A 19,304-nucleotide genomic window follows, 5' to 3' on the forward strand; every position below is an offset into this window, starting at 1 on the left:
TCCGGCGCATCTTTGTCCTATCACGAAAAAAAATGATGCGGAATGATTGTAGGTACAGGGTATGCCGCTGTCAAGGCGGAGAAGCTCAAAGCGTTTTCCAGTCCTGAGGGATGACCTGCCCGCGGGGTATGGCCGAAAGGGAAAGATCGTGCGCTCTTTTTGCCTTTGCCATGTACCATCCTGCCTTGGCTATCATGACGGCGTTGTCGCCGCACAGCGAAAGGGAAGGAATGAAGAGCGGCATGCCGCGCTTTTCGGCGAGAGCGGCGAACTCGCGGCGCACCACACTGTTGGCGGCCACGCCTCCGGCCACCACGATGCTCTTCGGGCGGAAGAGTTCCATGGCGCGGCCGGCCTTGATGACGAGCGTTTCGGCTATGGCGAGAAGGTAGGAGGCCGCCGCGTCGCACAGCACCTGCGAGGCGAGGTTCAGCCGTTCTCTGGCCGGGGTGTCGCCGGCGGGAAAGCGGGCTTCGGGGTGTTCGGAGAGCCAGAGCGCGCCCGCGGTCTTGAGCCCGCTGAAGCTGAAGTCGAGATTGTCGTTGTGCGTGTAGGGGCGGGGGAAAAGATGAGGATCGGCCGTGCCCTTCTTTCCGAGGGCGTCGAGCAGCGCGCCGCCGGGATAGGGCAGGCCCGCGGCCTTGGCGAACTTGTCGCAGGCTTCGCCCGCGGCGTCGTCGATGGTCTTGCCGAGCACGGTCATGTCCACCGGACCGTCCATGCGGTAGAGGTGCGTATGGCCGCCGGAAATGAGCACGCCGAGAGCGGGCCAGAGAATGTCGTTTTCAATCTGCGCGGCGAGCAGATGCCCCTGAAGATGGTCGATGCCGATGAGGGGAATGTCGTGGGCCAGAGCGAGGGACTTGGCAAAGGCCACGCCCACGAGCAGGCTTCCCATGAGGCCGGGCCCGCGCGTGACCGCAATGCGGTCTATGACCTTCCAAGGGTCGCTGCCGAGATCGGCCTGACGCAGCAGACTGTCGAGCAGAGGCCCGATGAGACGGGCGTGTTCCCGCGAGGCGAGCTCGGGCACGACGCCTCCGAAAAGGGCGTGAATGTCGGCCTGACTGGAGATGACGGAGGCGCGGACGCCGTCGTCGTCCACCAGCGCAAGGGCGGTTTCATCACAAGAGCTTTCTATTCCCAGAACCAGCATGTTTCATCCGAAAGAGTTTGGCGGTCTGTCGTCGTGAAGGGGAAAGGGAGCGCCCGGTCGTGCCCGGCGCCGCCGGACGCCCGTCCGTCCGGAGCATGGGCAAAAGGGCGGGGGATTCAGGGAAGAACAGGCCGCGCGCCGGAAAGACCGGCGCACGGCCTGATGACGGATGCCGGAGCGCGGAGGCGCTAGACCTTGCCGTTCTCCCTGTAGACTTCGAGAACCTGATCCACGTCGTCGGCGGAACCGATGATGAGGGGCGTGCGTTCATGAATGGCGGTGGGCACCTTTTCAAGGATGCGCATTCTGCCGTCCGTGGCCTTGCCTCCGGCCTGTTCGGCGAGAAACGCCATGGGCGCGGCCTCGTACATCAGACGCAGCTTGCCGTTCGGATGCTTGATGTCTTCGGTGTAGAAGAAGATGCCGCCCTTGAGCAGGGTGCGATGGAAGTCGGCCACGAGAGAGCCCACGTAGCGGGTGGAACGGGGAGGCATGCCCTCGGGACGTGAGAAGGTGTGAACGGCCTTCTGCGTGGCTTCGTCCCAGTAGTTGTAGTAGCCGTGGTTGGCGGAATAGTACTTGCCCACGCGCGGAATCTGAATGTTGGGATGCGTAAGCAGAAATTCGCCTATGGAGGAGTCCAGAGTGAAGCCGTTGACGCCGTGCCCGGTGGAGTACACGAGCATGGTCGAGGAGCCGTAGAGGAAATATCCGGCCGCCACCTGTTCGATGCCGGGACGCATGAGGGCCTCGGCGTTGAGCTCCCAGTAGTTCTGGGTGTCGGAGCGGCGGTAGATGGAAAAGATGGTGCCGATGCTCACGCCCACGTCGATGTTCGAGGAACCGTCGAGCGGATCGAAGAAGATGACGTAGTGACCGTGGGGTTCGTTTTCGGGCACGAAGAAGGGTTCGGCCATTTCTTCGGAACCCACGGCGCACACGGCTCCCGAGCTCTGCATTCTGTATACCAGCGTGTTGTTGGCGAAGGTGTCAAGTTTCTGCACCTGTTCGCCCTGCACATTGACGGCACCGGTCGCGCCCAGAATGTCGACCAGACCGGCCTGGTTGACGTTTCTGGAAATAATCTTGGCCGAAAGAATAAGGTCGTGCATCAGCGAGGTGAACTGGCCCGTCGCGTGAGGCGACCATCTGCGTTGCGATGCGATAAGGTGTTCAATTGCAGTGACTTCAGACATATCCAGGCTCCTTGGTATCGGCTCCGGTCTGTCGCATCCTTTATAGGCTCTGCGCAGGAATCGGAGCTTCTGTTACTTGACAGTACCTATACCATAAACAAGGATGAATGTGCAATAAGGCTCAATATGTGAATTGAAATCATCGCATAGAGGACATCAGCGCGTCGGTGCGGCAAAAACTACAGGCTTTCCACCTATATAGCGGGAAATCCACATCATGGAGCCGTTCTCGTTGCTCAAAATACCGTCGGAATGTTCCTTGAGATATTCCGTCCAGTCGATGGACGCGAGAGGGGTTGCGGAATAATCCATGTCGCCGCTCCAGATGAGGACGTCGCCGGAACGGACGATGAAGTCGCCCGGAGAAGAGGCGTAGGGCAGCAGGGCGCGGAAGTCGAAGCTGGCCACGAGCAGAAGCTGAAGCCGGTCTTCCTGCAGGAAGGGACGGGCGAGAAGAATTTCTGGTCCGAGGGGGGTATTCTGTATGGAGGCGCGCAGATCGCGGGGCAGGGCCTTGGGCGCGAGCTCAAGAAGGGGCGTGTAGTCGAGCTGCTTTATGGGCGTGGGCGGAATGGAGGCGCCGAGCGTGCCGTCGGGAGCGACCATGGCAAGGCCGGACAGCCACGGGAAGCGGCGCAGAAGGCTGGCCGCGCCCTCGGCGTCGGGCGGCGTGGCGAGCGCATCGAGCGCCTTTTCCAGCTTCGTCAGCTCTTCGTCGATGGGCATGATGCTCTGCACGAGATCGCGCTGAGATTTTTCCAGAACGGTGCGGTCTTCCGTGTCCAGCGTGGAGGGGCGGTTGATGTGCGTATGATAGAACGTCTTGGTTTCCTTGTAGGCTCCCTTCATCTGCGCGCAGCCGGAAAGGTTCGGCAGAAGGGAGGCGGAGAGAAGGAAGAGGAAAAGAGGGAGTATGCGGGTTCGCATGATGTCTCCTGTCGCGCGTCAGGCGCGGGATTTGTTTTCCAGCCTGGCGGCCAGAGTTTCCAGCATGGTCAGAAGGCCGGAATCGGCAGGCTGTTCGGGCGCGGCACTCTGCGCGCCCTGCATGAGGCTGTCCAGCTTGGCGTTGAGCTCGGCCCGCTCTTCGGCGGAGGAGCTCACTTCAAGCAGTTCCCGATAGATGCTTGCGGCTTCGCCCGTGGCGCCCTGTTCTTCAAGAATGCGCGCCATGGAGCGCGTGCACAGGGAACTTTTGCCCTCCGCGGAGGCCGGGGGAACGGCAGGCACGGAAGCGTCGTCTCCGCTTCCGGCGGGCGCGTCGTTGTCGGGAAAGAAAAGCTGCATGGCGGAAGGGGGCATGACGGGCGCGGCGGGAGCGGGTTCGTCCTCGTCGTCGTATACGTCGTCGTCATCGGGCACGGCGTCGAGACTGTACCAGGGGGCATTTTCGTCCATGACGAAGGCGCGGGACAAAGTCTGTTCTGCCGAAGCGGGGGCGTCGGCGGAGGGGGCGTCTCCGGAAATCGCGGCGTCCTTCGTCGCTGCGTCGTTTCCGGAGGCCGAAGGGGCGCAGGCCGCGGAGCAGGGGGCACTTCCCGGCTCCGGCCCGCCGTGCGGCAGCGCGGGGGCGTCGTTGTGCGTGGCGGAAGCTTCGGGAGAGACCGGTCCGCCGCAAACATCTCCGGCTGAGCTCTCAAGCGGGGAAGGCGCGCCGTCTTCGGACGGAACGGGGGAAACGGCAGCGGCGCCGTCCCGGGCCCGCAGGGCCTTCATGCCCGCCTCGAACACGTCGGCGAGGCTGGGGCCGCCCTGACGGAACGTGGCTCCGAAGAAGAGCAGCATGGCGGACTGATCGGCGCGTACGCCGGGCAGTCTGCTCCAGATGTCCCAGAGGGCGGAGCAGCGGGAAAGCGATTCGATGATGCCGGCGGCCTCAAGTCCTGCGGCGGCGTCCTGTCCGCAGGCGTGCAGCAGGTCGATGAGCAGAAGGCGGGCGTCGAGAAATTCCGGGTGCCTTGCAAGTCCTGCGCGGAGTACTTCCACGGCCTCCATGCGGCGGCCCGTTTCGGCGAGAAGCCGGGCGTAGGGGAGAAAGATGCGGGAGGCGGGGTCGAGGGAGAGTACTTCCTGATACCAGAGCGCCTTTTCCGAACGGGCGTTTTCCGTAAGGGGTGAATTCATGGACGATGAGCCTTCAGTCCTGCTTGCCGTCAGAGTCCGCCCCGGACCACGAATCCTCCCTGCTTTTGTCGAACAGATAGAGAATTTCGTTTTTTCTCACGTAGTTGAGGCGCTGACGAATCACCTTTTCCACATAGGCGGGGTCGGTTTTCAAAAGGCGTATTTCCCGGGAGAGCGCGGCGCGCTTTTCGTCAAGGGCGGCCAGCTCCTCGGAAAGCTCGCTCTGTTTTTCCTTGAGCACGCGCCAGGTGTAAAGGCTGTGCGAGCCCCATATGATGCGGCTGGCCAGCGCAATGTTGAGCAGCACGGCAAGAACGAGCAGCGAGAGCTTCCACCAGAAGGCCCTGTTTGAGGATGTGCGATGATTCATGGACACGACGGTACGCGGGCAATGCTAGTTGTTCGCCAGGTGATCGCGCCACTGACGGTAGAACAGATAGAAGTAGTTGCAGCCCGAGAAGATGGTGAGGATGAGCGCGATGTAAAGCACCACGGTGCCTATGAGGTGGACGGGCAGCCCCATGACCGGGAAGTGGATGAGCAGCGGCACCATGGCGATGATCTGAAACACGGTCTTCCACTTGCCGTACCAGTCCGCCGCGATGACCACGCCCTTGTCGGCGGCCACGGCGCGCAGACCCGTGACGGCCAGCTCGCGGACGATGATGATGATGACTACCCACGCCGGCACCCAGCCGAGTCCCACCATTTCGATGAGAATGGAGCAGATGAGCAGCTTGTCGGCCAGAGGATCGAGGAATTTTCCGAAGTTGGTCACCTGCTTTTCGCGACGGGCGATGTAGCCGTCGAGAAAGTCGGTGACGGCCGCGGCCACGAAGAGGATCATGGCGATCCAGCAGGTGTAGACGTTGGGAAAGTGGATGAGCAGAAGAATGGGCAGCACAGCCCCGATGCGCATCATGGTGATGCGGTTCGCCCAGCCCATGTTCCTGAATATCTGCGTAACGTCTGAAAGAAACATACCTCTTCTCCCGAGCAAGGTCATATCATGGGGAAGGACTTATCATAAAGAGGGGCGGCGCGGCAAGGCGGAAGGTGGGGCGGGAGAGGGAAAAAACTTCATCCATCCGAAGAATATAAGATATGTCGCGACCATGCCCGAAGCGCTGAAAGAAAAATGTTTTCCGCTGCTCCTTGACTTGTTGGCGCAGTGTGCGAGAAAATACCTTCTGCCGTGCCAGAAGCATGACGCGGCCATACCATGGGCCTTTCGCCCGGAAAGGATGCAGCCTTGTTTAGCAGAAGACAAATTTCCTACCGATCCTCGTCCCGGCGCTCTTCATCCGGGCTGTCCGTCATAGCCATGCTGCTGATTCTGGCGCTTGCGGGAGCCGGCGCGTATTTTCTCATGCGCGACCTGAGCGGCCCTTCCGTGACCATGAATCCCGAGCTCTCCGGCCGCGTAGGCCTTTTGCAGAACATTGAGCTCGACGTTTCCGACAAGTCCGGCGTGCAGTCCGTGACCGTCGTGGTGAAGCGCGGCGAGCAGAGCATGACCGTGCTTGAGCAGGTATTCCCCACGCTGGAGAGCCGTCAGAAGGTGTCCTTCAATCTGAAGGAAACGAAGCTTCCGGAAGGAGCGTTTGAGCTTGAGGTCAGAGCCGTGGACGGTTCCTACGCCGGTTTCGGCCGGGGCAACACCACGAGCATCAGCCTGCCTCTCGTGCTCGATTCCCAGCCTCCCCGCATCGCCGTGCGCACCGGGCCTCCGGCCATCTACCGCGGCGGCAGCGGCCTCATCGTCTACACCGTTTCCGAGGACGTGAGTCAGACCGGCGTGCGCGTGGGAAATCTCTTCTTCCCCGGCTACAGGCAGGACAACGGCGCCTACGCCTGTCTCTTCCCCTTCCCCATCGCGCTCAAGGCGGCCGACTATCTGCCTGAGATCATGGCGCAGGACCTTGCGGGCAACGTGACCTCCAGCCGACTGCTCGTGCATGCGCTCAACCGCAACTACCGTGCCGACACGCTGAACATTCCCGAGTCGTTCCTCAATTTCAAGGCCAGCGAGCTTGCCGCGCTCTGTCCCGAGGAGTCCACGCCGCTTACCCAGTACCTGTGCGCCAACAACAAGGTGCGCGAGGGCAACGACGAAACGCTCATCAAGGTGGCCGCGGACCCGGCCAACGTCTCTCCGCGCTTTCTGTGGAGCGGTTCGTTCCGCCGTCTGCCCCGTTCCGCCGTCAAGGCCAACTTCGGCGACTTCCGCACCTATGTGGACGGCAACCGCCAGAAGATCGACGAGCAGACCCACATGGGACTCGACCTCGCCTCCGTGGCCCACGCCGAAGTGCCCGCCGCACAGAGCGGCCGCGTGGTGTGGGTGGACTATCTCGGCATACACGGCAACATGATTCTCATTGAGCACGGCCTCGGCCTCATGACCCAGTATTCCCATCTCAGCGAGTACGGCGTGAAGGTGGGCGACGAGGTGAAGGCCGGCCAGATCATCGGACGCACGGGCACGAGCGGCCTTGCCGGAGGCGATCACCTGCACTTCGGCGTGCTCGTGGGCGGCGTGCCCGTTCAGCCGCTGGAGTGGCTGGACTCCACGTGGGTGAGGAACAACATCACCTCGAGAATCAACATCAATCTGAATTCGTAGGCATGTTCTGCGGGCTGTCCGCAGCGTAACGACATCGGGCCTGCGCAGAGCGGTCACGCTCTGCCGGGCCCTCCCTTTTTCTGCTTCAAGGAGACCGTCATGCCCCACAAAGGGCCCCACATTTCCATATCCGCCGAGTATGTGGTCAACCGCATACTGCGCATCAATCTGGATGAATTCGAACGCTGGCCGCAGAGCGTGCGGCAGCTTGCCATAGACATAGCCGAAGAACTGTTTCTCGTGGCCTACAATCCCTTCATTTCCGCCTCGGACGTGAAGAAGAGCGTCAACGAGCACTATCAGGCCGAGTCTCCTTCCCTCGCGCATCAGTACGCCACTGCCATAAGCGAAGGCATCACCATGTTCTGGAGCGCCCACGAGGCGGAAATGGAATTCTGCCGCACGCTTGAGGGCCGCCTTGCCGACATCATGCCCGACGACTGCATTCTGCGCCGCCGCGGCGCGCTGGTGGCCGCCGCCACCGACGCCACCGACCTTCGCATGGAACTGCCCCTTCTCGTGGTGGAGCCGGACACGCCCGAACAGATAAGCGCCCTCGTGCGGCTGGCCAACGAAATGAAGTTCGCCGTCATACCCAGAGGCGGCGCTTCCGGTCTTACGGGCGGCACCGTGCCCGCGCGCAAGCGCACCGTCATGGTGAGCACCACGCGCCTTACCGCCAGGTCGGTGAACAAGGCCGCGCGCACCATGACCTGTCAGGCCGGTGTGCTCACGCAGGACGCCATCGACTTCGCCGCCGCAAGAGGCCTGCTCTTCACCGTGGATCCGGCCTCCAAAACGGCGTCCACCATAGGCGGCAACGTGTCGGAAAACTCCGGCGGTCCCTTCTGCTTCGAGTACGGCACCACCATAGACAATCTGCTTTCCTGGACCATGGTCACGCCCACGGGCGAAATCATCCGCATCGAGCGCGTGAATCATCCCGGACACAAGATCATGCCCGACGAGGACGTGGTCTTCGAGGTCAAGGATCTTTCGGGCGGCATGCGCAACGTGGTGCGTCTGAAGGGCAACGAGGTGCGTCATCCCGGCCTCGGCAAGGACGTGACCAACAAGCTGCTCGACGGACTTCCCGGCATGCAGAAGGAAGGCATAGACGGCATCATCACCGAGGCCACCTTCCTCCTGCATCCCAAGCCCTCGCTCTCCCGCGTGATGGTGCTGGAGTTTTACGGCACCTCCATGGTTCCCGCGGCCGAGCTCGTGCGCAAGATCGTGAATCTGCGCGACAAAATACGCAATCAGGGCGGCGACGTGCACGTGTCCGCACTGGAGGAGTTCAACTCCAAGTACGTGCAGGCCATCAACTACCAGCGCAAGTCCGACAGGCACGAGGGCAGTCCCATATCCGTCATCATCGTGCAGGTGGACGGCAACGACGCCTACGTGCTCGACGATACCGTGCAGGCCATCTACGCCCTTGCCGGCGACGACCCCCACGTGTTCGCCGCCATTGCCAAGGACGACAAGCAGGCCGCCGAGTTCTGGGAGGACAGGCATCGCCTTTCGGCCATCGCCAAGCGCACGTCCGGCTTCAAGATGAACGAGGACGTGGTGCTGCCCATGGCAAGCATCCCCGAATTCGCGCATTATCTCGAGTGCCTCAACGTGGTGGCCGCGGCCGACGCCTACCGTTTCGCCCTTCAGGAGCTCTCCCGGCTTCAGGGCTTTCCGCTGGAAGATCCGGCCTTCAACGAGGAGTTTGCCTTTGCCTCGCACGTGGCCGCAGGCGACGAGTCCAACCTCGATCCTTCTCTCGTGGACGAGGAAGTGGCGGCGCGGGCCGAGGCGTGGCTCACGGCGCAGAAGGAACGATTCCCGCGTCTTTCTTCCCGCATCGACGCCATCGTGGCCTACATGAAGAGCAGCCGCATCGTGGTGGCGAGCCATATGCACGCGGGCGACGGCAACTGCCACGTGAACATCCCGGTCAACTCCAACGATCCGCGCATGATGGAGCACGCCGAGGATGTGGCCATGCAGGTCATGGCCAGAACGCAGGAGCTCGGGGGCGCGGTTTCCGGCGAACACGGCATAGGCATCACCAAGATATCCTTCCTTGACCCCCGCCAGATGGAAACTCTGCGCGAATTCAAGATGCGCGTGGATCCCCGCGATCTGTTCAACCCCGGCAAGCTCGTCACCCGCAATCTGCCGGTGCGTCCGTTCACGTTCTCCTTCAACCGGCTCATCGCGGACATCAGGGAATCGGGCCTGCCCGACAAGGAGTGCCTCATCCGGCTGCTTTCCCAGGTGCAGACCTGCACCCGCTGCGGCAAGTGCAAGCAGGTGTGCCCCATGGTGTACCCCGAGCGTTCCTTCCAGTATAACCCGCGCAACAAGAACCTCATTCTCGGCGCGCTCACCGAGGCCATCTACTATTCCCAGGTCACCACGGGTCATCCTTCCCCCGAGCTTCTTCAGGAGCTCCGGCATCTGGTGGAGCACTGCACCGGCTGCGGACGCTGCACCTCGGTGTGCCCGGTGAAGATCGAGTCTCCGGAAGTGGCGCTGAGCTCCCTTGCCTACGTCAAGCGCGAGGGCGAGGGCGGCCATCCCATCAAGTCGCAGGTGCTCAGCGTTCTTTCCTCCGATCCGTCGAGCCGCGTGCCCGCCTTCGCCAAAATGGCGGCGCTCGGTCAGAACGTGATGAATCAGTTCATTCCGCTCGTGCCCCGCGTGTGGCGCAGGCGCATGAGCAGTCCGCTCTTTTCCGGCAGGGGGCCGGCCCTCGGCATGGTGAGCATGTATGAGAGCCTGCACCTTGAAAAGAATGCGGCGGCCCACCTCTTCCTGCCCGTGAGCGGAGACATTTCCGCGCAGGGCGTGCTTGAGGGCCGCGTGCCCGCTGTTCTGTACTTCCCCGGCTGTGGCGGCAGCCTGTTCTACCGCCGCATCGCGCTTGCCTCCCTCGCGCTCATGATGTACGCGGGCGTGCCCGTGGTCATTCCCGGCAGACATCTGTGCTGCGGCTATCCGCTGCTTGCGGCGGGCGCGGCCGAGCAGTACGAGGCAAACCTGCAGCGCAACCGGCAGGTCATTGCGGCCACGCTTCAGGCGGCGGCCGAGGCCGGATTCGACGTCAACATGCTCATCACCGCCTGCGGCTCCTGCCGTGATTCGCTCATGCGTCACGGCATTACGGACCTTGACGGCAACGTGCTGCCGCACAACGACATCGTGCAGCTTCTCGTGGATCGTCTGCCACACGACGTGGCGGTGAGCCATGAGCGCATCATCTATCATTCCTCCTGCCATCCCGCCTGGTCCGGCGTGAAGGCCACCAAGGACGGCGGCAAGGTGGCGCGGGCGCTCGAGCGCATGACCGGCGCGTCCATTCTGCTCAATCCCGGCTGCTGCGGCGAGTCCGGGGCGGGAGCCTATACCTGCCCGGACATCTACAACGTGCTGCGCGAGCGCAAGCGCGAGCGGCTTGAAAGCGCACTTGCGGGCTACAAGGCCGAAGCTCCCATTCTGGTGGGCTGTCCTTCCTGCAAGATAGGCATAGCACGCACGCTCATGACCATGGACGTGAAGCATCCTGCCCGCGGCAAGGACAAGAGCTCGGAGGAAACGCCCGTCATCGACACGCATCGCCCCGTGCTGCACAATGCCGAATGGCTGGCCGAAACCCTGCTCGGCAAGAACTGGCTTTCCGTGTTCAGGGCGCAGGCTTCCCGCACGGAGGGCCACCCCGGCGTGCGCGTGGTGTGCATGGAAGAGCGGAAGCGCTAGCGTTCAACTTGCCATAAGAAGAAAAAGGCGGAGCAGGGAGACCTGTTCCGCCTTTTTGCGTCCGGCAGGCTGCTTGTTCCGTCTTCGCTCCGGGCAGGACTTCGCGTCGTGTCTGGCAGGTCTTCTTCTGCGGGCGTTTTTCGTTGCGGCGTAAATTTCATTGACCTCTCACGAGGGGCCGTTCACTGTCATGAAGAAAACAAGGAGAATGGCCATGATGGTGAAATCGTTGAAGAGAACGGGACTTGCCCTGGTGCTGTCGCTGATGGTTGCGCTGCCGGGTTGTCAGCGCGCTCCGGTTGCAGCCGCTCCGGCAGAGGACACGCCCGTGGCCTCGCTGGACGGCTTTGTGTGGGAAACCTCGGCTCCTCAGTCGAAGCTGGACTTTCTTCTCGGCGTGGAATGTGCGCTGGCCATGGAATCCGCGCTTGCTCAGGCGGCAAGGGAAAAGGGCGGGACCGTGCAGCTTTCGCTGTTTGCCAACGGCTGGCAGATAGCCTTTCACGACACCACGCGGCCCGAGCTCGTGCGCAGGATAGACGAGTTCTATGACCGCAATCCCGATCAGAAGAACCGCCATGTCTTCGACGTGATATGGTCGGAAATGGTGGTTCCCGCCGCGGCAGAGCGCGCGCGGCGCTGAGGCCTGGCGGCATTGCTGCGAAAGCCGCGTGTTTGGGCTGGGGAGATTTCGACAGACCGGAGCCGGAACCGTTCCGACTGCGGCGCAACGCCTTTGAGACAGGGAGCAGGTCATGACTTCATTCGGTACGGCGGCGGTGGCCGCGGCGCTTTGCGCCTCGCTGGCCTTTGGAGCTGCGGGGTGCACGGGCATGAACAGAACGCAGCAGGGAGCGCTTTCCGGCACGGCCGTGGGCGCGCTTGCGGGGGCGGGCATATCGGCCATTGCCGGAGGCAGCGGAACCATGGGGGCGCTCATAGGCGGAGGCCTCGGCGCGATTGCGGGCGGCATTTACGGGCATGAGAAGGACAGGTAGCTTGCCGCTCTGCCTGATTTGTGCGAGATATCCGGCATGAAAGAACAAGACATCATGTTTTTTTCGGCGGTTGCCGCCCTCGGCGGCGCGCGCTCGTGTCGGCTGCAGAGGCTTGCGCCGGACGCTTCGGCCGTCATGCTCTCCAGTCTGGAGTCTTCCTGTCCGCCTCTTCTGCTCGGGCGCGTGCGCGCCCTTGGCCCCGTGCCTTCTCCGGGTGTGACGGCCGGGGAGCTTGCGGCGCTCGGCCTTCCTGCGGACGGCGACGGTGATGTGGAAATTTTCTGTCGCCTCGCCATTCCCGATGAGGATCCGCTTCGCGCGGGCTTTGATCTTTCGCGTCTCGTGCTTGTGGCCTCATCCACGGGCAGGGCGCTGGAAGCGGCACGCCCGGGCGCTCCCGTCGTGGCGCTGAAGGAGGGCAGGGCCGGACGATGATCCGGCGTTTTTTCTCGCGTTTCTCAACGGCCTCCAGGTGAACATTCCCGCTCATGCGGGCGCTTTCCGGAGGGCTCCCTTTTTCGGCAACGTGCCGTGATCGCGTCTTCGTGTTTGCATCGCGAAGGCGCTTTTTTTTGTATCTCGTTGATTCTGCTTGCCATAAAATTTTTCGACAATAATCGGAATCTGGCACGATGCTTCGTTAGCGTATTCGGGAATGAAAGGAGCTGAATATGAGACGAAGCCGGAAAGCCGGAGGCTGCAGGATGGAAACGAACGGGTACGACGCTGCGGATCTTTACGCCAGACAGAAGACGGCGCAGTGGCTTTTGAGGTTGCTCGATCAGAACGTGAAGGTGAACTCGAGTTTTTTGCAGTGCCTGTGCTGGTCGCTGGGAGGGATGAAGGATCTGCTGGCAGCCGTCGTGAAGTCCGCCGGAGCACGTAGGCTGCCGCGGGGCGAGGCAACGGCCCTGCGCGAGCTGCAGGAGATAGGCGACCATACGGGGTACGCCTGCGAGGAAATCTTTTCCTCGAATGGCTGTCTGCGGGACATTTTTTTTGCGTGCGCGGCAGACGCATGCCGGCAGCGCATGGCCGGGCTGGCCTCTGACGGCGTATTCGCCACGGCAAGGCGGCGTCTTGCCGATCTGTTCGGGCTGAGCGGGGAGGGCTGTGCCCTGTGCGAGCTTGTGTTCATGATTCAGCAGTTTCACGAGGTGGAAAGCTATTTTGAAGACGAGCTCAAGGTGTTCAGCTTCGGTTCCCGTCGTCTGCTCGCCGGTATTCTGGACATGCCCATTGCGCCGGTGCGCCGTGCCATAACCAACCTTCTCAGACTGGGCATGGTCGAGGTCGCCTACGGCACGAGCCTTCGGATCACCGAGTCGGTGCTGTTCTGCTGGGAGCCCGAAGAGCCCGCCGCAGACGAGCTGTTTTTCCGGCTTATGGAAGGGGAGACGCTGCCCCTGAAGGATTTTCACGTGCCCTCCGATCAGATCCGTCATCTGCTCAGGCTGTTGAAGAAAAAGGGCGAAGAACCGGTGCACGTGCTGCTCTACGGCGCGTCCGGCACGGGCAAGACCAGTCTCGTCCGCAGCCTGGCCGCGGAATGCGGGGTAAAGGCGTGGTTTGTGACCAGCCGGGAAAAGGACAGCGACGCCGCCCGCCGTGCGTCGCTTACGGCCTGTCTGCAGATGGCCTCCCGATACGAGGGCGCCTTCGTGGTTGTGGACGAGGCCGAGAGGCTTCTGGACACCGAAGTGACCTTCGGCCACGACACCAAGGACAAGGCGTGGCTGAACGACTTCATGGAGCGTCCCGGCAGGCGCGTCATCTGGATCACCAACGAGGTGGAGCATCTCGATCCGGCCGTGCGCCGCCGTTTCAGCTTCAGCATTCATTTCGAGAAGCTCGGCGTGAAGGAACGCGTGGCGGTGTGGCGTCAGATCATGAAGCGCGCGGGGCTTTCCCGGAGGTTTTCCGAGCAGGTCATGACGGAACTTTCCGTCAGGTATCCCGTGGAAGCGGCGGTGATTCAGAAGGCCGTTTCGCAGGCGTCCGGGCTGAGCCGGACAAGAAAGGACTTTCATGCCGCGCTTGACCGCATTCTGCAGGCGCACGTCACGCTGCAGGCGGACGGGGAGTTTCGTGCGGAGGCGGAGCGCTGGAACGTGGAGGACTTTTCGCTGGACGGCGTGTGCATGGAAGGCGATGCCGCGGCCTTCATGGAGCGCTGCCGCAGGGTCGATGCGGCCATGCGCGGCAAAACGCGCCTTCGTCCCGGCTGCGCGACCATGCTTTTCTACGGGCCTCCTGGCACGGGCAAGACGGCGCTTGCCGGATACATGGCAAAAGCGCTCGGCAGAGCGTGCATCAGCCGCCGGGCCAGCGATCTCATGGGACCGTTCGTAGGGCTCACGGAACAGAATATCGCCGGGGCGTTCCGGGAGGCGGAGGAGCGGGGCGCGGTGCTGGTGGTGGACGAGGCGGACAGCTTTCTCTTTTCCCGCGAGGGGGCGAGAATGTCGTGGGAGAGCAGCATGGTCAACGAGTTTCTCACCTCGCTTGAACGCTGTCGCACCTTCTGCATTTGCACCACCAACCGCCGGGAGGTGCTCGATGCGGCGGCCATGCGGCGTTTTTCGTACAAGCTGGCCTTTCGCTACGCCGAAGGAGGGCAGGTGCGCAGACTTTACGACACCATGCTGGCTCCGTTGTGCGATGAAGCGCTTCCCGCAGCGCTTGAGCACAGGCTCATGGCGCTGACAAGGCTCGCGCCCGGCGACTTTCACGCCGTGCGCATGCAGCATGATCCTCTGATTGAGGAGCCCGGCAGCGTGACCCATGAAACGCTGGTGGAAGCGCTTGAGCGGGAAGCCTCGCTGAAAAAGGATTGCGGACGCGCCCGCATAGGCTTCATGAACTAGCGGCGATTTCTTGCCCGGCCTTTGCTTTTTTCTTATGGTAAGAAACGCCCGGACAACAGAGAACAGCAACGACGGGGGAAGCATGGGCAGCAAATGGAACCGGGACGTGAAGCCTTCGGAAAGACTGCTGGCGCTGTATTCCATGCTGCTTTTCAGCGGCAGGACGGTCAGCCTGACGGAGCTTGCCCGCGAGCTTGAGTGTTCCAAGCAGACGGTGCGCAGGCTGGCGGATCAGCTTGAGGCGTCGTCTTTCGGCAAGCTTCTGCGGGACATGCGCGGGCGCGAGGTCACCTATCATCTGGAGCGGCCCGCAGCGCTGCCGAAGATAAGCCTTGACCCCGAAGGGCTGCAGCAGCTTGCGCTGTGCCGTGCCTTCCTGTGTCATCTTCTGCCGAAGTCCATGCAGAAAACGATGGATGCCGCGCTTCTGCAGGCCTCGGCATACCTTCCGGAGGGAGAGTCGCTGTGCGACGTCGAGGACGTGGGGCAGGCCGTTGCCAGGGGCCCCATAGATTATTCTCCCTTTCAGCAGAGCCTGCGCACCCTCATGGAGGCCGTCCGGCAGCACCGGGTGTGCGTGGTCGACTACCGCGCGACGTCCGGCGTGGAAAAGCGGCATTTCTTTGCTCCTCAGAAAATGCTTGCCTATCATGAGTCGCTGTACGCGCACGGATGGATGGTGACGGAGAAGGGAGAGGTCAGGGCACTGTTCGACAGGCCTGCGAATCTTGCCGTGCACCGCATGACGGGCGTGCGCATGACGCGCCGAAGCTTTGAAGGACGCCTTGAGGAGAGGGACGACAGAGACGACTGCTTCGGACTGATGGACGGCAGCCCCTTTACCGTGCGGGTTCGCTTTGACGAGTCGGCGGCGGTTTACGTATCCGAACGGACGTGGAGCCGGGATCAGAAGCTGACGAGGCACCGGGACGGCAGCGTCACTCTGACCATGACGGCCAGAAGCGAGGCAGAAGTCCTGTCCTGGGTGCTGAGCTTTGCGGATGCGGCAACGCTCATTTCGCCGCGTCGTCTGCGTGAGCGGATGGCGGAGACGGTGCGGAGACTGGGCGCCATGTACGGCGTTACGGCGGAGACCGGAGAAGCGGGGGACGAACGGTGACACGGTTCCCTTTTTGCCGCAGGACACGGGATCTGCAGGACCTTCGTCCTTAACGGCACGCCTCGGCGGGAGAGCCCTGCGTCAGTAGAGCGGCACGTTGAAGTGCAGAAGCTCCGGCTTTTCCATGATCCAGAACACGAGCACGCAGATGATGAGCAGGGCGTATTCGCCCACGCTTCCGGTGCTGCAGAGCCGCAGGGAAAAACGCTTCTTCACGAAGGGCAGCATGGGCACGCCGTGCGTGGTGCACATGTCGAGCAGCACGTGGGTGAGAGCTCCGAAGCCGAAGCCCCCCACGAGGGCGTCGGGCAGCGGACCGAGCTGCCCGGTGAGCGACCAGGCCCAGATGGCCAGCCACCAGCCGAACCAGTGCGAAGAGCGGCGGTGCACCTGATTGAATTTTTTCTGCCGGAAAAAGGCGCGTCTTGCCGCGTGCTGATCCAGCATGTCCGGGGCCACGGAGCCGAACCAGGCGGCAGCCATGCCGGCAAGGGGAAGGCCCGCGGCAAAGGAGGCCATGAGAGCCATGGCCTGATGCGTGGTCCATTTCATGCGTCGTTTCTTCTCCTGTTCAGGTCTTCGGCGGCGCGGCGTCGTCTCGCCTCGGCGGCCGTTTCGCAGGGCACTACGGTCTTGCCTATGGGAAAGAGCGCAAGTTCCGCGAGCTTGATGTGCTGCCAGGCAAAGGGCAGTCCCACAATGGTGAGGGCAAGGGCCGCAGCCGTGGCCACGTGACCGAGCGCTATCCAGAACCCGGCGAGAACGAACCACACGGCGTTGCCCAGCATGCCGGGAAGTCCCGTGCCCAGATCCTTTTTGCCGTACAGCACCTCGCGGGAAATGGACTCGTAGCCGAAGGGCATGAAGGCAAAGCCCGCCATGACGAAGCAGGCCCGGCCCCACGGCAGTCCAACGATGGAAAGACACGCCAGAATGCCGAAGAAAAGCCACAGAAGGGCCGTGAACCAGCCGCCGAAGATGATCCAGAGAATGTTTCCTATGACGCTCATATGTTCCTCAACGTTTCCGGTTCGCGGCCGCGGAAGGAACGCGCCCGCGCCGCGAGGAAGGAGTATTTTACAGGACTTGGCGATATTGTGCAAGAAAAAGGGGCGGGATGGTGACTTTGCGCCGGAGAGTGCGGAGGGCTGCGGAAATCCTGCCTCAGGGACGCTGGCAGCGCCCGCCCGGAAGCGGAAAGCGTGGGCATGGCTTCGGCTCGCCTGTACGCTCCTGCGGAGACGGCGGGCAGATCGTGCCCGGCGCGTGCACAGCACAGACTCCGGGCGTTTCCCGTGCCCTTCCCGCCGGTTGCAGAGCGGGGCGCTATGGCGTATGCTGCCTCACATTCTTTCAACATTCCTTTCTGGAGAGATTTCCTATGCAGCGTACCAGCATAAGCGAAGCTCTGGCCTCCGCCGGGCCGCGCAGCGGCATCACCGTGTGCGGATGGGTGAGAACCCGTCGCGATTCCAAGGGATTTGCCTTTCTTGAGCTCAACGACGGCTCCTGCCTCAAGAACCTTCAGTGCATCATCGACGAGGGCACGCAGGCATGGAACAGCCTTGAAGGCGTGAACACGGGCGCGGCCGTCAGCATTTGCGGCGACCTGGTGGAGTCTCCGGGCAAGGGGCAGAAGTGGGAAGTGCATGCCGAGTCCATGCAGGTGTTCGGTCTGGCCGATCCTGCGACCTATCCTCTTCAGAAAAAGCGTCATTCCGACGAATTTCTGCGTACCATCGCTCATCTTCGTCCCCGTACCAACAAGTACGGGGCGGCGTTCCGCATCCGTTCCGAGGCGGCGCTCGCCGTGCACGACTATTTCCGCAGTCTCGGCTTCTACTACGTGCATGCGCCCATTCTGACCGGTTCCGACTGCGAAGGCGCGGGCGAAATGTTCCGCGTGACCACGCTTCCCGTGGACGGCGGTCCGAAGCCCGAATCCGGCAACGTGTTCGAGAACGACTTCTTCGGCAAGCAGGCCAGCCTTACGGTGTCCGGTCAGCTTGAGGCCGAGGCGCTCGCCTGCGCCATGGGCCGCGTATACAACTTCGGCCCCACCTTCCGCGCTGAACACTCCTACACGCCGCGCCATGCCGCCGAGTTCTGGATGGTGGAACCTGAGGCCGCCTTCAACGACATCTGGGACAACATGGAGCTTGCCGAGGGACTCATCCGCCACGTGGTGCGCCACACCGTGGAAACGTGCGCCGACGACGTGGCCCTGTTCGACAAGTTCGTCGCGCCCGGCCTTCTGGACGCTCTGCGCGACATGATCGAAAAGAAGTACGCCCGCATTTCCTACCGCGACGCAGTGAAGCTTCTGCAGGAAAGCGGGAAGAAGTTTGAATATCCCGTGTCCTTCGGCACCGACCTTCAGACCGAGCATGAGCGCTTCCTCGCCGAGGAGTATTTCCGCTCTCCCGTGACGGTGTACGACTATCCCAAGGACATCAAGGCGTTCTACATGCGCATGAACGACGACAATGAAACCGTGGCGGCCATGGATCTGCCCGTGCCCCGCATCGGCGAGCTCATCGGCGGCAGCCAGCGCGAGGAGCGGCTCGACCGCCTTGTCGCGCGCATTGCCGAGCTGGGCCAGAAGCCCGAGGATTACTGGTGGTATCTTGATCTGCGCCGTTTCGGCAGCGTGCCTCATTCCGGCTTCGGCATGGGGTTTGAGCGCATGATCATGCTGCTGACCGGCATTGCCAACATCCGCGACGTGCTGCCGTTCCCCCGCACCACGGGGTCTCTGGAGTTCTGATGAGAGTCATGACCGAACGCCGCAGGGCGAAGATTGAAAAGGTGCTTTCGCAGCGCCAGAAGGGACTCACCCTTGTCATGGACAACGTGTGGGATCCTCACAACGTGTCGGCCATTTACCGCAGCTGCGATGCCTTCGGCGTGCCGGAAGTGCACCTTTACTACACGCAGTGCGCGTTTCCGCAGCTCAGCCGCAAGACTTCGGCCTCGGCCTTCAAGTGGGTGAACACCGTACGCCATTCCAGCAAGGAAGAGCTCATGGAGGCGCTGCGCGCCCAGAACATGCAGGTGCTCGCCACAAGCTGCTCGCCCGCTTCCCGCCCTCTTGCCGACTACGACTTCACAAAGCCCACGGCCATCATCATGGGCAACGAGCACGCGGGCGTGTCGCCGGAGCTCGTGCCGCTGGTGGACGGAGAGGTCTACATTCCCATGTACGGCATGGTGCAGAGCTTCAACGTGTCCGTGGCCTCGGCCCTCATGCTGGCCGAAGCCTCGCGGCAGCGCGCCGTGGCGGGCATGTACGAACGCAGGCTCTGGACCGACGAGGAATATGAAACGCGCCTGAACGCCTGGCTTGAAAAGGCGTAACGCCCGCCGCCGGAAGAGGCTCGTCCTTTTCCGGCGCGGCGCAGGGCCCGCTTTCATCATGGAACGCGGGCTTTTTTTGTATCCGCACGCACTTTTTCCGCGTC

The 19,304-nt window shown here is 62.5% G+C and carries 17 protein-coding genes; 9 read left to right on the forward strand and 8 right to left on the reverse strand.

The annotated features are described in order from the left end of the window. Nucleotides 1–85: 85 nt before the first annotated feature. The 6 genes from tsaD to pgsA form a co-directional block, all read right to left on the reverse strand. Entirely contained in the window at nt 86–1,156 is a 1,071-nt protein-coding gene (gene tsaD / locus Q0J81_RS00115; RefSeq protein WP_294445350.1) for a tRNA (adenosine(37)-N6)-threonylcarbamoyltransferase complex transferase subunit TsaD, read from the reverse strand. A 188-nt stretch (nt 1,157–1,344) separates the two neighbouring features. Next, nucleotides 1,345–2,352, reverse strand: coding sequence for a class 1 fructose-bisphosphatase (fbp, locus tag Q0J81_RS00120; RefSeq protein ID WP_294445351.1), 1,008 nt, complete (start codon nt 2,350–2,352; stop codon nt 1,345–1,347). Between the two features lie 156 nt (nt 2,353–2,508). Continuing rightward, a complete protein-coding gene (locus tag Q0J81_RS00125) occupies nt 2,509–3,279 on the reverse strand; it encodes a hypothetical protein (protein ID WP_294445352.1) in 771 nt (256 codons plus the stop codon). An 18-nt stretch (nt 3,280–3,297) separates the two neighbouring features. Continuing rightward, nucleotides 3,298–4,476, reverse strand: coding sequence for a hypothetical protein (locus Q0J81_RS00130; protein WP_294445353.1), 1,179 nt, complete (start codon nt 4,474–4,476; stop codon nt 3,298–3,300). 13 nt (nt 4,477–4,489) lie between these two features. After that, nucleotides 4,490–4,846, reverse strand: a complete 357-nt coding sequence (locus Q0J81_RS00135; RefSeq protein WP_294445354.1) for a septum formation initiator family protein — start codon at nt 4,844–4,846, stop codon at nt 4,490–4,492. Between the two features lie 24 nt (nt 4,847–4,870). Further along, the gene (pgsA, locus tag Q0J81_RS00140) at nt 4,871–5,458 is read right to left on the reverse strand and encodes a CDP-diacylglycerol--glycerol-3-phosphate 3-phosphatidyltransferase (RefSeq protein ID WP_294445356.1); all 588 of its coding nucleotides are present in this window, start codon (nt 5,456–5,458) and stop codon (nt 4,871–4,873) included. 270 nt (nt 5,459–5,728) lie between these two features. Here pgsA and Q0J81_RS00145 point away from each other — a divergent pair, with 270 nt between their 5' ends. The 7 genes from Q0J81_RS00145 (at nt 5,729) to Q0J81_RS00175 (ending at nt 15,843) form a co-directional block, all read left to right on the forward strand. Further along, nucleotides 5,729–7,102, forward strand: a complete 1,374-nt coding sequence (locus Q0J81_RS00145; RefSeq protein WP_294445357.1) for a M23 family metallopeptidase — start codon at nt 5,729–5,731, stop codon at nt 7,100–7,102. A 99-nt stretch (nt 7,103–7,201) separates the two neighbouring features. Further along, the gene (locus Q0J81_RS00150) at nt 7,202–10,858 is read left to right on the forward strand and encodes an FAD-binding and (Fe-S)-binding domain-containing protein (RefSeq protein WP_294445358.1); all 3,657 of its coding nucleotides are present in this window, start codon (nt 7,202–7,204) and stop codon (nt 10,856–10,858) included. A gap of 214 nt (nt 10,859–11,072) precedes the next feature. Next, entirely contained in the window at nt 11,073–11,501 is a 429-nt protein-coding gene (locus tag Q0J81_RS00155; RefSeq protein ID WP_294445359.1) for a hypothetical protein, read from the forward strand. A 112-nt stretch (nt 11,502–11,613) separates the two neighbouring features. Continuing rightward, on the forward strand, nt 11,614–11,856 hold the full coding sequence (locus tag Q0J81_RS00160) for a YMGG-like glycine zipper-containing protein (RefSeq protein WP_294445360.1): 243 nt from the start codon (nt 11,614–11,616) through the stop codon (nt 11,854–11,856). Between the two features lie 36 nt (nt 11,857–11,892). After that, a complete protein-coding gene (locus Q0J81_RS00165) occupies nt 11,893–12,291 on the forward strand; it encodes a hypothetical protein (RefSeq protein ID WP_294445361.1) in 399 nt (132 codons plus the stop codon). A gap of 269 nt (nt 12,292–12,560) precedes the next feature. Further along, complete coding sequence (locus Q0J81_RS00170) at nt 12,561–14,723, forward strand: ATP-binding protein (protein WP_294445362.1); 2,163 nt, start codon at nt 12,561–12,563, stop codon at nt 14,721–14,723. A gap of 82 nt (nt 14,724–14,805) precedes the next feature. Beyond that, nucleotides 14,806–15,843, forward strand: coding sequence for a WYL domain-containing protein (locus Q0J81_RS00175; RefSeq protein WP_294445363.1), 1,038 nt, complete (start codon nt 14,806–14,808; stop codon nt 15,841–15,843). Between the two features lie 81 nt (nt 15,844–15,924). Here the strand turns inward: Q0J81_RS00175 and Q0J81_RS00180 are convergent, their stop codons facing one another. Both Q0J81_RS00180 and Q0J81_RS00185 read right to left on the reverse strand, forming a co-directional pair. After that, nucleotides 15,925–16,395 (reverse strand): metal-dependent hydrolase, encoded by a 471-nt coding sequence (locus Q0J81_RS00180; protein WP_294445364.1) that lies wholly within the window; start codon nt 16,393–16,395, stop codon nt 15,925–15,927. After that, a complete protein-coding gene (locus Q0J81_RS00185) occupies nt 16,392–16,853 on the reverse strand; it encodes a YccF domain-containing protein (RefSeq protein WP_294445365.1) in 462 nt (153 codons plus the stop codon). Before Q0J81_RS00185 ends, Q0J81_RS00180 begins: the two co-directional genes overlap by 4 nt. 371 nt (nt 16,854–17,224) lie before the next feature. Here Q0J81_RS00185 and asnS point away from each other — a divergent pair, with 371 nt between their 5' ends. Both asnS and Q0J81_RS00195 read left to right on the forward strand, forming a co-directional pair. After that, complete coding sequence (gene asnS, locus Q0J81_RS00190; RefSeq protein ID WP_294445366.1) at nt 17,225–18,610, forward strand: asparagine--tRNA ligase; 1,386 nt, start codon at nt 17,225–17,227, stop codon at nt 18,608–18,610. Then, nucleotides 18,607–19,200 (forward strand): TrmH family RNA methyltransferase, encoded by a 594-nt coding sequence (locus Q0J81_RS00195; protein WP_294445393.1) that lies wholly within the window; start codon nt 18,607–18,609, stop codon nt 19,198–19,200. The genes asnS and Q0J81_RS00195 overlap by 4 nt, the downstream gene beginning before the upstream one ends. Nucleotides 19,201–19,304: the final 104 nt, after the last annotated feature.

Origin of the sequence: uncultured Mailhella sp. (assembly GCF_944324575.1) — a bacterium.
In the GTDB taxonomy this organism is placed as follows: domain Bacteria; phylum Desulfobacterota; class Desulfovibrionia; order Desulfovibrionales; family Desulfovibrionaceae; genus Mailhella.